Genomic DNA, 13,936 nt, shown 5'->3' on the forward strand with positions numbered 1-13,936 from the left:
GTCCGGAGCCGCGGCTCCCCGCCGCTTCCTCACCGGCCGGCACCCGGCGGCGCCGGCCGTTCCGTCCGACCCTCTGAAGAAAGACAGTCACGTGACCATCAGCAGAACCGTGCGCCGCAGGGCGACCGCACTCCTCTCCCTCTCCGTTGCCGGCCTCATGCTCGCGGCCTGCGGCTCCTCCTCCAACGCCGGCGCCGACCCGACCGGCAAGCCGACCGCGACCGGCGTCAAGAAGGGCCTGACGGTCTACTTCATCCCCAAGGACACCCAGAACCCGTACGAGGTGCTGGCCGACGCCGGCGGCAAGAAGGCGCTGGAGGAGCTCGGCGGCAAGGTCGTGGTCTCCAGCGGCACCGCCGACACCGCGGCCGCACAGATCCCGTCGATCCAGACCGCGATCCAGAAGCACGCCGACGCCATAGTGATCGCCGGCAACGACCCGTCGGCGCTGTGCCCGTCGCTCAACCAGGCCGCTGCCGCCGGGATCAAGATCGTCTCGTTCGACTCGGACATCTCCTGCGGCACCACCCCGAACCACCTGTTCATCAACCAGGCGGACACCGAGACCATCGGCACCTCCGAGGTCGACCTGCTCGCCAAGCAGATCGGCAGCAGCGGCCAGGTCGCGATCCTGTCCGCGGCGGCCAGCGCGACCAACCAGAACGCCTGGATCAAGTACATGAAGCAGCAGCTGACCAAGTACCCGAAGATGAAGCTGGTCAGCACGGTGTACGGCAACGACGACCCGGCCACGTCGCTGACCGTGCTGCAGGGCCTGCTGTCGGCCTACCCGAACCTCAAGGGCATCATCTCGCCGACCACCGTGGGCATCTCGACCGCGGCGCAGTACCTGTCCAACCACAAGGACGTGGCGAAGAAGGTCACGCTCACCGGACTCGGGCTGCCCTCGCAGATGAAGTCCTACGTCAAGGACGGCACCGTGAAGTCCTTCGAGCTGTGGGACCCCAACCAGCTGGGCTACCTGGCCGGTTACGCGGCCGCGTCGCTCGCGTCCGGCAGCGCCAGCCTGCAGACCGGGTCCAGCTTCAAGGCGGGCACGCTCGGCACGTACAAGGTGCTCGCCCCGACGAGCGGGGTCGGCCCGTCGGTGGTGCTCGGCCCGCCGACCGTCTTCGACGCCTCCAACGTCGACAAGTTCGACTTCTGATGCCGCGGGGCGCCCGGCCGGTCCTGTCCTGGGGCCGGCCGGCGCCGGCGGCAACCGGGGCGCCCCGGCGCCCCGGAGAGCACAAGGGAACGACGATCGGATGAACCGCTACTGCTTCCTGCTACGGGTCAGGCCCGACCGGCTCGACGAGTACCGCGAGCGGCACGCGCAGGTCTGGCCGGACATGCTGCGCGCGCTCGACGCGGCCGGCTGGCGCAACTACTCGATCTTCGCCGCCGACGACGGGCTGATCGTCGGATACGTCGAGGCCGACGACCTCGCCGCCGCGCAGGCCGCGATGGCCCGCACCGACGTCAACGCCCGCTGGCAGGCCGAGATGGCCCCCTACTTCACCGGCCTGGACGGGCAGCCGCCGGACGAGGGGTTCGTGCTGCTGCGGCAGATCTTCAACCTCGACGACCAACTGCACGCCAGTGGAGAAGGACCCGGCCGATGACCACGACTTTCGACTCCCCCCAGCCCGACGGCCCCGCGCGGCAGCCGGGTTCCGCGCCGCCCTCCGCCGCGCCGCCCTCCGCCGCGCCGCCTTCCGCTCTGCCGGCCGGGCTGCGGCGCATCACCGCCCGGCGCACCAAGGTCGGCCTGGTGGCCGGCGGACTCGGTGCCTACTGGCCGCAGTTCCCCGACCTGCTGCCCCAACTCCAGCGCTCCGCGGACCGGGTGGCGGAGCGGATGCGGGCGCTGGACTGCGACGTGGTGGACGCCGGGTTCGTCTCCGACGCCTCCGACGCCGCGCGCGCCGCCGAGACGCTGCGGGTGGCCGGCTGCGACATCATCGTCGGCTTCCTCACCACCTACATGACCGCGTCGATGCTGGTGCCGATCGCCCAGCGCAGCGGCGCTCCGGTGCTGCTGATCAACCTCCAGCCCACCGAGGCGATGGACCACGCGACCTTCGACACCGGTCAGTGGCTGGCGTACTGCGGCGCCTGCCCGCTGCCGGAGATGGCCAACGCCTTCCTGCGCTGCGGCATCGACTTCCGCTCGGTGTCGGGGTACCTGGAGGACGAGCGGGCCTGGGCCCGGATCGGCCGCTGGATCAAGGCGGCCGGGGTGCGCGGCGCGCTGCGGCACGGCCGGCACGGCCTGATGGGGCACCTCTACCCGGGCATGCTCGACGTGTCGACCGACCTCACGCTGGTCCCGGCGAACTTCGGCGGCCACATGGAGGTGCTGGAGTTCGACGACCTGCGGGTGCGGGTCGCCGCGGTCAGCGACGCGCAGGTCGAGGAGCGGATCGCGCTGGCCCGGGAGGTGTTCGACCTGGACCCGACGGTCCAGGAGGAGGACTTCCGCTGGGCGGCGAAGGTGTCGGTGGGGCTGGACCGGCTGGCGGACGACTTCGCGCTGGACAGCCTCGCCTACTACCACCGCGGCCTGGAGGGCGAGCAGCACGAACGGCTCGGCGCCGGCATGATCCTCGGCGCGTCCCTGCTCACCGCGCGCGGCGTGCCCACCACCGGCGAGTACGAACTGCGCACCTCGCTGGCCATGCTCATCGTGGACCGGCTCGGCGGCGGCGGCTCGTTCACCGAGCTCCAGGCGCTGAACTTCCGCGACAACGTGGTGGAGATGGGCCACGACGGCCCGGCCCACCTGGCGATCAGCCAACGGCGGCCGCTGCTGCGCGGCCTGGGCGTCTACCACGGCAAGCGCGGCTGGGGCGTGTCCGTGGAGTTCGACGTGGCGCACGGCCCGGTCACCACCTTCGGGATCGCCCAGCAGCGCGACGGCGCCTTCAGGTTCGTCGCCTCCACCGGCGAGGTGGTCCCCGGGCCGCTGCTGGAGATCGGCAACACCACCTCGCGGGTCGACTTCGGCTGCGACCCTGGCGAGTGGACCGACGCGTGGAGTGCCACCGGCATCTCGCACCACTGGGCGCTGGGTGTCGGCGACCTGCTGCCCCAACTGCGGGCGACCGCCGACCTGCTGGGCGTGGACCTGGTGGAGGTCGCCCTGTGAGCACCGATCCGAACTGTCAGCAAGAACCGTCCGCACTGGAAAGCAGGTCCGCCCATGGCCGGTCGTGAGGCAGCCAAGAACGTACTGCGCGCGCAGCGCATCGAGTTGCCGTCGTGGGCGTTCGGCAACTCCGGCACCAGGTTCAAGGTCTTCGCCCAACAGGGCGTGCCCCGGGACCCGTTCGAGAAGATCGCCGACGCGGCCCAGGTGCACGCCTTCACCGGGGTCGCGCCGACCGTCGCCCTGCACATCCCCTGGGACGAGGTCGCGGACTACGCGGAGCTCGGCCGCGCCGCGGCGGACGCCGGCATCACGCTGGGCACCGTCAACGCCAACGTCTTCCAGGACGACGACTACCGGCTCGGCAGCGTCACCAACCCCGACCCGGCCGTCCGGCGCAAGGCGCTCGACCACCTCTTCGCGTGCGTGGACGTGATGGACCGGACCGGCTCGCGGGACCTGAAGCTGTGGTTCTCCGACGGCACCAACTACCCCGGCCAGGACGACATCAGGGCCCGGCAGGACCGGCTGGCCGAGGCGCTCGACGCGGTGTACGCGCGGCTGTCGGCCGACCAGCGGCTGATCCTGGAGTACAAGCTCTTCGAGCCGGCCTTCTACACCACCGACGTGCCGGACTGGGGCACCGCCTACGCGCACTGCCTGCGGCTGGGCGAGCGGGCGCAGGTGTGCGTCGACACCGGGCACCACGCGCCGGGCACCAACATCGAGTTCATCGTGGCGTTCCTGCTGCGCGAGGGGAAGCTCGGCGCGTTCGACTTCAACTCCCGCTTCTACGCCGACGACGACCTCATGGTCGGTGCCGCCGACCCCTTCCAGCTCTTCCGCATCCTCTTCGAGGTCAAGCAGGCGGGCGGGCTGGCGGAGGACTCCGGGATCGCGTTCATGCTCGACCAGTGCCACAACATCGAGCCCAAGATCCCCGGCCAGATCCGTTCGGTGATGAACGTGCAGGAGGCCACCGCGAAGGCGCTGCTGGTCGACACCGAGGCACTCGCCGCGGCGCAGGCGGCCGGTGACGTGCTGGGCGCCAACGGCGTCCTGATGGACGCCTTCAACACCGATGTGCGCCCGCTGCTGGCCGAGTTGCGCGCGGAGTCGGGGATCGACCCGGACCCGATGGCGGCGTACGCGCGGTCCGGCTACGCCGAGCGGATCGTCGCCGACCGGGTCGGCGGCACCCAGGCCGGCTGGGGCGCCTGAGCGCGCGTCCGTCCCCGCGTCAGCGGTACGGCCCGGGGCGGGTCCGGCGGTTCGCCGGTCCCGCCCCGGGCCGTTGACCGTCACCTGTCCCGGGATCTCAGCGGACGGTGACGGTGGTGGCGCTGTGCACGCTGCGGGCCGGGAGGGTGACGGTCAGTGTGTGGTCCGCCGCGCTGTAGTGCCAGGCCGTCCTGGGCAGCCGGACGCCGGTGGCGGCCACCGCGCCGGGCGCGGAGATCCCGCGGAAGGCCACCGTCCACTGCCGGCTGGTGACCTGGCCGGGGAAGGAACCGTCGGCCGCGCCGATCCGCAGGGTGTGCACTCCCTTGCGCTCGCTGTAGTGGACGGCCGTGGTCGCGGAGCGGGCCGGCACCGCGGAGGTGCCGTCGTCCTCGTAGAGCTGGAACGAGCCCGACGCGCCGCCGGTGACGGTGAGCGTGACCTTCTTCAGCGGGCTCTTCGCGTCGCTGCTGACGTGGTCGGTCCTGGTCGGCACGACCGCGCCGGCCCGGACGAACACCGGCATCGTGTCGAGCCCGGTGGTGATGGTCTGCGTGGTGCCGCCGGGGTAGGTCTGCCCGGTGAAGTAGTCGGTCCAGGTGGTGCCCGGCGGCAGCCACACCGAGGTGGTGGCGGTGGTGCCGGGCGTGGTGACCGGCGCGACCAGCACGTCGGGCCCGTACATGTACTCGCTGCCCGCCGTGGTGTAGGCGCTGTCCTCCTCCGGGTACTGGAGGTACATCGGCCGGACCACCGGGACGCCGGTGGCGTTGGCCTGCTGGGCGAGGGTGTAGGTGTACGGCAGCAGGTCCTCGCGCAGGTTGAGGAACTTGTCCGCGGAGGCGCGCGCGTCCGTGCCGTACTGCCAGGGCAGCCGGTCGCTGTGGTTGCCGTGCAGCCGGTCCACCGGCTGGAAGGTGCCGAGTTGGACCCAGCGGGCGTACAGGTCGTCGGGGAGCTTGGTGGTGGACTTCTGCTGCCCGCCGTCGGAGTACGTCTCGGAGCCGGTCAGCCCGGTCGCATCGTTGAAGCCGCCGATGTCGTGGCTGACCGCGGACAGGCCGGTGGAGGCGGACTCGCCCGGGGTGTAGCCGACCTCGAACTTCAGGGTGCCCCAGGTGGAGGAGGTGTCCCCGGTGAAGTGGACGGTGGTGCGCTTGTCCGCCCACGGTCCGGTCGGCAGGCCGGTCGGGCTGCTGTAGCCGCCGGACTGGAGTGACCCGAAGGCCCGGGAGAGCACGAACCCGCGCCCGACGGTCTTGTCCGCGTCGGTGGCGTACTGCTGGTTGATCCAGGCGTCGGGGGTGACACCGGCCAGCGTGGACTGCGAGTTGTCGCAGCACCAGTCCAGCCACCAGAAGTCCGCGCCGGCCTGCTCCATCGTCTGGTGCAGCCCCAGGTACGCCTTGAGCTGGTCCGGGTCGCCGAAGTCGAAGGTGTACGTGCACACGTCGCCGTCGCAGCCGCTCTTGGCGAGCTTGTTCTTCGCGGTGGACTCGGCCTGCGCGAACTGCGGGTCGGTGCTGACGATGCTCGGGTGGATGTTGAGCGTGTTGTGCAGCCCCTGGCCGGCGGCCCAGTCGAAGAACGCCTTCGGGTCGGGGAACTTGGCCGGGTCCATCTCCCAACCGTCCCAGGTCGCCGGTGACTTGAAGTCGGTGTCGGTGACCAGGACGTCCAGCGGGTCGCCCTCGGAACGGAACGCGGGCAGGATGGTGTTCTCGTAGTCGGCCGCGGTGCGGTCCAGGTACTCCGAGTACCAGACCCCGTAGGCCCATTCGGGCAGCAGCTCGGAGGGGCCGGTGAGGGTGGCCAGGTCCGTCAGCGCCTGCTGGTAGTCGTGCCCGTAGCCGAAGAGGTAGCCGTCCTGGTAGGGCGCGCCGCCGTGGCCGGGCCGCGCGGAGGCCGTCCCGGTCGCGGTGGAGTACAGCGCCGAGGAGGTGTCGTCCAGCAGGTACCAGCCGTCCCGGTAGAGCAGGCCGGGCGTGATGGACGGGTCGCCGTTGTCGCCGTTGACCCCGTCCAGGCCGCGGCGGTAGCCGCCCAGGGCGATGTGCGGCGCGGGCGCGGGCGCGCTCTGGTCGCTGACGGACACCGTGTCGGCGTTGACGTGGCAGCTGGTCGCGTCCGGGCAGCCCAGGGTGATGTCGTCGGTGCCCGCGGTCAGGGTGACCGGGACCGACGCGGTGCCCCAGGTGTCCCAGTCGGCGGTGGCCGGCAGGCTGAGCGTCGTGTCGTCGCCGCCGGCCGTGACCGTCATGGTGCGGGTCTGGTGCAGGCCGTCGCCGCCGACGCCGTTGGCGTAGCGCACCCGCAGCAGGTAGGTGCCGTCGGCCGGCACCCCGACGATCCGGTGGGTCAGCCCGGCGCCCTGGTTCAGCTCCGCGACGAAGCCGGCCCCGGAGTAGCCCTGGTGGTTCGTGGCGACCACCGCGGAGCCCGTGGCGCGGCCCGCCTCGGACTCGCAGCTCACCCCGAACCGGCAGTCCGTGATCGCGGTGGCCGACGTCCCCGGGTAGGACGCGCCGGGCGTGACCACCGCGACGCTGTCGAGGTTGACGTTGCCGGAGTCCGCGGCGGCGTGCGCCAGCGTCACCGTGTGGTGGCCGGCGGTCAGGTCGATCGGCACCCGCGCGACGGCCCAGGTGTCCCAGTCCGCGGTCACCGGCAGGCTCACCGTCCGCGCCGTGCCGCCGTCCACCGTCAACGACAGCGTGCGGGTGGTGTTCTTGCCGTCGCCGCCCAGCGCGTTGGCGTACCGGGCGTCGAACTCGTAGGAGCCCGCCGACGTGGCGTCGACGTCGGCCGAGACCGAGTCGCCCTGCGCGGTGAAGCCGGCCAGGAAGCCGGTGCCGGTGGCCCCGGTGTGGTCCGACGCGGTGCTGACGCCCGCGGCCGAGAGGTCCTCCGCCTCGCACAGCGCGCCGACCGTGCAGGTCAGCCCGTTCCACGGGGTGGCGGTGACCGGGGTGGTGCCCGCGTTCTGGTCCACCGTGAGGTTCTGCGCGGTGAAGGCCCCCGAGTCCACCTTGTACCGCAGGGTCACCTTGCTGGTGGTGAGGGTGAGCCAGCCGTCGGAGGTGCTGGAGGTGTACGGCGTGCTGGTGAAGGAGTCCCGGCCGATGGCGTTGAAGGTCGGGCTGTCGGTGAACTGCCCGTCGCCGGCGTACTCGGTACGGATCAGCGTCGGCGACAGCACCTCGAACCGGGCGTCGCCGGACGTCACGGTCGGGATGCGGGGGTGGGCCGTGCCGTGCGCGGACGCCGCCTGTCCGGTGCCGGTGAGCACCGTGGCGGCGGCCGCCGCCGCGGCCACGACCGCGATCCGCCGCCGTACGCCGATCGCCCGGCGGCGCGACCTCGCCGCGCTCATCGGGTCACGCTCAGCAGGGCGAAGACGCCGCCGATCACCGGGCGCGCCTGGAAGCCGCCGGCCGGCCGGTCGTTGACGGTGTCGTACCAGTCGGTGAACGGCACCCGGGACGGCGTGGTGTGCGCGAACGCGTAGTACGAGTCGATGAGGTAGGCGCTCACGGGATGGTCACGCAGCCAGGCGGCGGTCCACATCTCCCAGTCTCCCTTGGTGTAGGCGTGCCGGACGTCCAGCGGGATGCCGTAGGGGTTGACCTGGGTGAGGTACCACGCCGCCTCCTCGGCGGCGACCGAGGACGGCACCAGGCCGAGGCCGAGCAGCGCGTCCGGGTAGCCGTTGTACTTCAGGCTCCAGGTGCCCGGCTGGTCGTAGGCGAGCTTGAGGTGGTCGGGGGTGGTGTCCTGCGCCTTGCCGGTCCACTGCCCGATGTAGTCCTTGGCGACGCCGAGGTAGCGGGTGCGGTCGGCGGCGTTGCCGGCCGCGGCGGCCACCTCGCTCATCGCGCCCAGGCCGAGGATGCCCTTCAGGGCGAGGTTGGCGCTGTGCCCGATGAAGCCGGTGAAGTCGTCGGTCTGGTTCTGGAAGCCCGGGTCGAGGGCGTTGTCGACCAGGTAGTCCGCCCACTGCTTGAGGATCGGGTAGTGCCCGGTGGCGAAGGCCCGCCCGGCCGAGGCGGACGCGCCCTTCAGGTAGGCCGCCGACATCAGCAGCATGTTCGCGGACTCCTCGACGGGCATGTCCTCCTCGTTGCCGTCGTTGTGGCCGGCGGCGTTCGGGTAGGAGGAGCCCAGGTCGTGCTCGGCGAACTCCTTGGGCCAGCCGCCGTGTTCGGCGTACTCCAGCACCGGCGCCAGCAGCAGCCCGAGGTAGGCCGGGTCCGCCCAGGCGAAGACCGGCATCGCCGGGTAGAGCAGGTCCACGGTGGAGACGTTGCCGGAGGAGGAGATCTCCTTCAGCATCGCCCACGGCTTGCCGTCCTTGCTGACCAGTTCGGTGCCGCCGTACGCCTGCCGCAGCGCCAGCGCGCACAGCGCCGCGTACTTCGGGCCGCCGGCCGCCGTCGCCTCCTGGCGCACCTTGCGGTCGAGCGCGGCCGTACGGGTGGCGGCGGTGGCGAGGTCGCCGTGGAAGAAGGCCGCCATCTGCTGCCAGGTCGGCCAGTACGACTTCCACAGCGGCGGCAGCGGCGTGCCGAGGTAGCTCACCGCGGGCTCGCGCACATGGCCGACGGACAGCACCGCCTGCTGCGCGGTGCGGTGGACGCTGCCGAGGTCGAAGTGGAAGGCGAAGACCGGCCAGGCGTCGTTGATCGCGCGCGGCTGGCGGGTGTCGGCGCTGCCGGCGAGCTTGCCGTCGGTCAGGGCGGCCGGGCGCACCACCGTGTCGGCGCCGATCTGCCAGGTCAGCCCGGGGCGGTTGGTGGCGCTCCACACCACGGTGCCCCAGGTCGCCATGTCCCCGTTCTCCGCGAGGGACTTGGTGCCGTCGGGGGTGAACGACAGCGAGGTGAGCGAGCCGCTGCCGGCGCCGGCCACCTGCTCCCCCGACCAGCCGATCTTCGTGCCGGAGTCGCCGTGCGCCCACTCGCCGGAGATGTCGAGGTACAGCTTCACGTCGTGCGCCGCGCCGTCACCGCTGCGCACCTCCGCCGTCAGGTACGACAGCGGCACCGACTGCCGGCGCAGGTCGCCCGGCTCCACCGGGGACAGGAAGGTCAGCGTCAACTCCACGCCGGCCGCCTCGTACTGGAACACCGAACGGGTCGCGGTGGTGGTCAGCGAGCGCTGCGCCATGCCGCGCAGCACCTGCCCGTCGATGTTCGGCGCGCCCAGGAACAGGTACGGCACGCCGTCGATCTGCGCGATGCCGGTCATCGCGGTGGTGCGGCCGGTCCAGAACGTCGGCCAGGTGCCGGCGGTGTTGCTCGCCGGCAGCCAGGCGCTCAGATACGGCGAGCGCACCGCCAGCGGCACCGCCGGCGGCCGGATCGGGTCGAAGACGGTGTCCACCGCGGTGGTGCCGCCCGGCTTCCCGGACGCGCCGCTCCGCGCGGCGGCGAAGGAGGAGGCGGTGGAAGCGGAGGAGGAGGGGGCCGCCGTGTCCGCGGCCCGCGCGCTGCCCGCGACACCCGGCAGCAGCCCGGTGCCCGCCGCGCCGAGCCCGACGACGCCGGCCGCTCCCGTCCAGCGGATCAGGCCGCGCCGGCTCATCCCCTGCCCCGGCCCGGCGGCGGCAACGGTGGTGTCGGCGTCGGTGGAGTCGGCGGCTTCCACGGGCGGCGGGCCGTCCGGCGGCCCGGTGACGGGTGGGGCCACGTCGTTGCTTCTGTATGTCATCGGTTTCCTCCAGGAACCGCTCCCGTGCGGAGCGGGATGGCAGGGGCGCGCGCTCCGGCCCGGGTGGGGCAGACCGAAGCCGCGGCTTGGGGCGTGCCCGTCGGAAGAGATTCCTACAACGATGTAAAGCGAGGCGAGATGATGACAGCACAGCCCAGATGTCATGTCCATCCCCTGTACCGGACAGATTTCCGCCGCGTTTCGCGATGTCCGGCCATGGCACACCGCGCCCCGTGAATATCCGAACACCCTTGCCCATCAGCAGGTTTGAAGCCGACTCCAGGAGGAGCGAGCCGGTCGGGGAGAGCGCCGCCGGCGCCTCGCGCAGCCGCGCACGAAGGAGCCCGCACGCCTGGCACGCGCCAGGAGAGCGTCACGGCGACCGCACACGTTCGGCGCCGTGGCGACCAGGTTTCTCCATCGTTGTAAAGGCGCCCGCCGGACCCGGCGCACCGGCCGCGACCTGCGGTCGGCGACCGCGAAAGCCGTGCCGCACCCCTTGACCCGCGACAGTACGGCGATGCGAGAATCCGTGAGTTCCTGGTTGGTTCTGTTCAATGCTGGTCAGTTATGACGCCTCTTCAGGGCGCCATCGGTGCACGCGTCGACGAGAAGGGTCCCACCATGCCGGTCGACCGCAGGTCTTTTCTGATCGCAGGAGCGGCCGGAGCCGCGGCCCCCGCGCTGCCCGGGCTCGCCGCGACCGCGAGCGCCCACACCGACCCGGCGCGGCCGGCCGGCTCGCACTCCGCCCTCCCCCGCACCGTCGACCTCGCGGACGGCTGGCGCTTCGCGCTGGTGAACCCGGCCGGCATCACCGACCCCACCGGCTCCTACGCCGACGCCGCCGACCCCGGCTACGACGACTCCCGCTGGCGGGCCGTCCGCGTCCCGCACGACTGGAGCATCGAGCAGACCCCCACCACCGCCGACAACACCTCCGGCGGCACCGGCTTCCTGCCCGGCGGACTCGGCTGGTACCGCAGGTCGTTCACCCTGCCGGCCGCCGTCAAGGGCCGCCGCGTCTCGGTCGAGTTCGACGGCGTCTACATGGACAGCTCCGTCTACTGCAACGGCACCCTGGTCGGCACCCACCCTTACGGCTACACCGGGTTCGCCTACGACCTCACCGACCTGCTGCACACCGACGGCCGCACGGCCAACGTGATCGCGGTCCAGGTCCGCAACCAACTGCCCAGCAGCCGCTGGTACTCGGGCAGCGGCATCTACCGCAACGCCCGGCTGGTCGTCACCGACCCGGTGCACGTCGCCCGGCACGGCACCTACGTCACCACGCCCGACCTCGCCGACACGCTGAACCCGAGGCAGGGAAGCGGCTACGCCACCGTGCGCGCCCAGGTCGGCGTCGTCAACGAGACCGGCGGCACCGTCGCCGCCACCGTGGTCAACACCGTCCGGGACCGCCAGGGCCGCCAGGTCGCGCGGGCCAGCTCGCCGCTGACGCTCGCGGCGGCCACCGGCGCGCAGGACGTCACCACGCAACTGCGCGTGGAGCGACCGCAGTTGTGGTCGTACGCCACTCCGGAGAACCGGTACACCCTGGAGACGGACATCCAGGTGCACGGCGAGACCGTGGACACCGTCACCACCACCTTCGGCGTGCGCCACTTCACCCTCGACCCGGACCACGGCCTGTCCGTCAACGGCGAGCCCACCAAGATCCGCGGCGTGGACCTGCACCACGACCAGGGCGCGCTCGGCGCCGCGATCCACTACGACGCGGTGCTGCGCCAGATGACGATCATGAAGTCCATGGGCGTCAACGCCTTCCGCACCTCCCACAACCCGCCGTCGCCGGAGATGATCCGGGTCTGCGAGGAGCTGGGCATCGTGATGATGGTCGAGGCGTTCGACTGCTGGCGCACCGGCAAGAACACCTACGACTACGGCCGGTTCTTCGACGCCAACAGCGCCGCCGACATCGCGGAGATGGTGTCCGCCGCCCGCAACTCGCCCGCGGTGATGATGTGGTCGATCGGCAACGAGATCCCCGACTCCACCTCCACCGCGGGCCTGGCCATGGCCGACGGGCTGATCGCCGCGATCCGCGCGCTCGACACCACCCGCCCGATCGTCATCGGCTCCGACAAGTACCGCGGCCTGCCGGCGGTCGGCTCCCCCGCCGACCTGATGCTCGCCAAGCTCGACGGCCTCGGCCTCAACTACAACACCGCCGCCTCCGTGGACGCGCTGCACGCCCGCTACCCGCACCTGTTCCTCTTCGAGTCCGAGTCGTCCTCGGAGACCTCGACCCGCGGCACCTACCAGGAGCCGCAGCACCTCAACACCGGCGAGAACCACACCCCCGGCCGGCGGGCCACCTCCTCGTTCGACAACAACCTCGCCTCATGGACCATGAGCGGCGAGTACGGCCTGAAGAAGGACCGCGACCGGGCCTTCTTCGCCGGCGAGTTCCTCTGGTCCGGCACCGACTACATAGGCGAGCCGACGCCGTACGGCGTCTTCCCGGTGAAGGCGTCGTTCTTCGGCGCGGTCGACACGGCCGGCTTCCCGAAGGACATGTACCACCTCTTCCGCAGCCAGTGGACGTCCGAGCCGATGGTGCACCTGCTGCCGATGGACTGGACGGACCACCGGCCGGGCGAGACCGTCGAGGTGTGGGCGTACTCCACCGTGGACACCGTCGAGCTCTACCTCAACGGCCGCTCGCTCGGGGTGCGCCGCTTCGACACCAAGAAGACGGTGGACGGGCGTACCTACCTGGAGACCACCGAGCCGACCGGCGACGACAAGACCGTCACCACCGGCGCCTACCCCGGCAGCTACACCAGCCCGAACGGCAGCGCGGGCAAGCTCCACCTGACCTGGCAGGTGCCGTTCGCCGCCGGCGAGCTGAAGGCGGTCGCCCGCAGGAACGGCAAGGTGGTGGCCACCGACGTGCTGCGCACCGCCGGCGAGCCGCACGCCGTCCGGCTCACCCCGGACCGCGCCTCCGCGGTGGCCGACGGCGACTCGCTGGTCTACGTCACCGCCGAAGTGATCGACTCCCACGGCGTGGTGGTGCCCGGCGCCGACCACCTGCTCACCTTCACCGTCTCCGGCGGCTCCCTGGCCGGCCTGGACAACGGGCAGCAGGAGAGCGCCGAGCGCTACCAGGCCACCACCCGCACCGCCTTCCACGGCAAGGCCCTCGCCATCGTGCGCTCCGGCACGAGCGCGGGACACCTCGACGTGACCGCGAGCGCCCCCGGCCTGCACCGCGGCACCACCTCGGTGCGCACCACGCGCGCGCCCGGCGCGGTGGCCGCCACTCCCCCGGTCCGCTTCGTCCCGGACCCCGGCCCCGGCACCCCGTCCTACCCGCTGGCCGACGCGAGCTACTCCGGCTCGCCCTCCTCGCTGCCGGCCGCGATGCTCGACGGCGACCCGGCCACCGGCTGGTCCAACGCCTTCGCCAAGAGCGCCACCGCGCTGCTGCCCGCGTTCAACGGCGCCCGCCCCGCGGACTGGGTCTCGGTCACCTGGGCCACCGCCCGCCGCGTCGACACCGTCTCCGTCTCCTTCACCGTGGACGCGACGCACACGCTGCCGGCCACGGTCACGGTGTCGTACTGGGACGGCGACCGCTGGACCCCGGTGAAGCACCCGGCCGTCTCCTGGGCGAGCGCGAGCGACAGCCCCACGGTCGTCTCCTTCACCGCCGTCCACACCGCGCGGCTGCGGCTGGACCTGACCAGCGCGGCCCCCGGCACGCCCGCCGGCGCGCAGCGCGTCAGCGCGCTGACCGCCACGGCGGCCGGGTGAGCGGATGAGCGGATGACCCGGTGGAGCGGCGCTGCTCGGAGTACCCCACGTCATAGTGGAGAGCGCGCC

General features: G+C 72.1%; 7 protein-coding genes. 5 read left to right on the forward strand and 2 right to left on the reverse strand.

What is annotated here, in order from left to right; genetic code table 11:
• Positions 1-91 precede the first annotated feature (91 nt).
• The 4 genes from AB0399_RS09770 to rhaI all read left to right on the forward strand — a co-directional run bounded on the left by AB0399_RS09770 (position 92) and on the right by rhaI (position 4,372).
• The gene (locus tag AB0399_RS09770) at positions 92-1,168 is read left to right on the forward strand and encodes a substrate-binding domain-containing protein (RefSeq protein WP_329362956.1); all 1,077 of its coding nucleotides are present in this window, start codon (positions 92-94) and stop codon (positions 1,166-1,168) included.
• Between the two features lie 100 nt (positions 1,169-1,268).
• Complete coding sequence (locus tag AB0399_RS09775; protein ID WP_366410901.1) at positions 1,269-1,625, forward strand: L-rhamnose mutarotase; 357 nt, start codon at positions 1,269-1,271, stop codon at positions 1,623-1,625.
• Positions 1,622-3,151 (forward strand): L-fucose/L-arabinose isomerase family protein, encoded by a 1,530-nt coding sequence (locus AB0399_RS09780; protein WP_366410902.1) that lies wholly within the window; start codon positions 1,622-1,624, stop codon positions 3,149-3,151. Before AB0399_RS09775 ends, AB0399_RS09780 begins: the two co-directional genes overlap by 4 nt.
• A 54-nt stretch (positions 3,152-3,205) precedes the next feature.
• Positions 3,206-4,372, forward strand: a complete 1,167-nt coding sequence (rhaI, locus tag AB0399_RS09785) for an L-rhamnose isomerase (RefSeq protein ID WP_328471658.1) — start codon at positions 3,206-3,208, stop codon at positions 4,370-4,372.
• A gap of 97 nt (positions 4,373-4,469) precedes the next feature.
• On the opposite strand, the gene AB0399_RS09790 is transcribed toward rhaI, so the two are convergent.
• Both AB0399_RS09790 and AB0399_RS09795 read right to left on the reverse strand, forming a co-directional pair.
• Positions 4,470-7,745 carry a TIM-barrel domain-containing protein gene (locus AB0399_RS09790; protein WP_366410903.1) on the reverse strand — a complete coding sequence of 1,092 codons (3,276 nt, stop codon included), beginning with the start codon at positions 7,743-7,745 and terminating at the stop codon, positions 4,470-4,472.
• A complete protein-coding gene (locus AB0399_RS09795) occupies positions 7,742-10,081 on the reverse strand; it encodes a DUF5127 domain-containing protein (protein WP_366410904.1) in 2,340 nt (779 codons plus the stop codon). The genes AB0399_RS09790 and AB0399_RS09795 overlap by 4 nt, the downstream gene beginning before the upstream one ends.
• A gap of 624 nt (positions 10,082-10,705) precedes the next feature.
• Here AB0399_RS09795 and AB0399_RS09800 point away from each other — a divergent pair.
• Complete coding sequence (locus AB0399_RS09800; protein ID WP_366410943.1) at positions 10,706-13,867, forward strand: glycoside hydrolase family 2 TIM barrel-domain containing protein; 3,162 nt, start codon at positions 10,706-10,708, stop codon at positions 13,865-13,867.
• Positions 13,868-13,936 lie beyond the last annotated feature (69 nt).

This window comes from Streptomyces sp. NPDC088194 (assembly GCF_040702025.1).
Taxonomy (GTDB): domain Bacteria; phylum Actinomycetota; class Actinomycetes; order Streptomycetales; family Streptomycetaceae; genus Actinacidiphila.

Excerpts from the sequence above, each read along its gene's own strand:
- AB0399_RS09775 (WP_366410901.1), top strand. The coding sequence starts at position 1,269 with ATGAACCGCTACTGCTTCCTGCTACGGGTCAGGCCCGACCGGCTCGAC.
- AB0399_RS09780 (WP_366410902.1), top strand. The coding sequence starts at position 1,622 with ATGACCACGACTTTCGACTCCCCCCAGCCCGACGGCCCCGCGCGGCAG.
- rhaI (WP_328471658.1), top strand. The coding sequence starts at position 3,206 with ATGGCCGGTCGTGAGGCAGCCAAGAACGTACTGCGCGCGCAGCGCATC.
- AB0399_RS09790 (WP_366410903.1), bottom strand. The coding sequence starts at position 7,745 with ATGAGCGCGGCGAGGTCGCGCCGCCGGGCGATCGGCGTACGGCGGCGG.
- AB0399_RS09795 (WP_366410904.1), bottom strand. The coding sequence starts at position 10,081 with ATGACATACAGAAGCAACGACGTGGCCCCACCCGTCACCGGGCCGCCG.
- AB0399_RS09800 (WP_366410943.1), top strand. The coding sequence starts at position 10,706 with ATGCCGGTCGACCGCAGGTCTTTTCTGATCGCAGGAGCGGCCGGAGCC.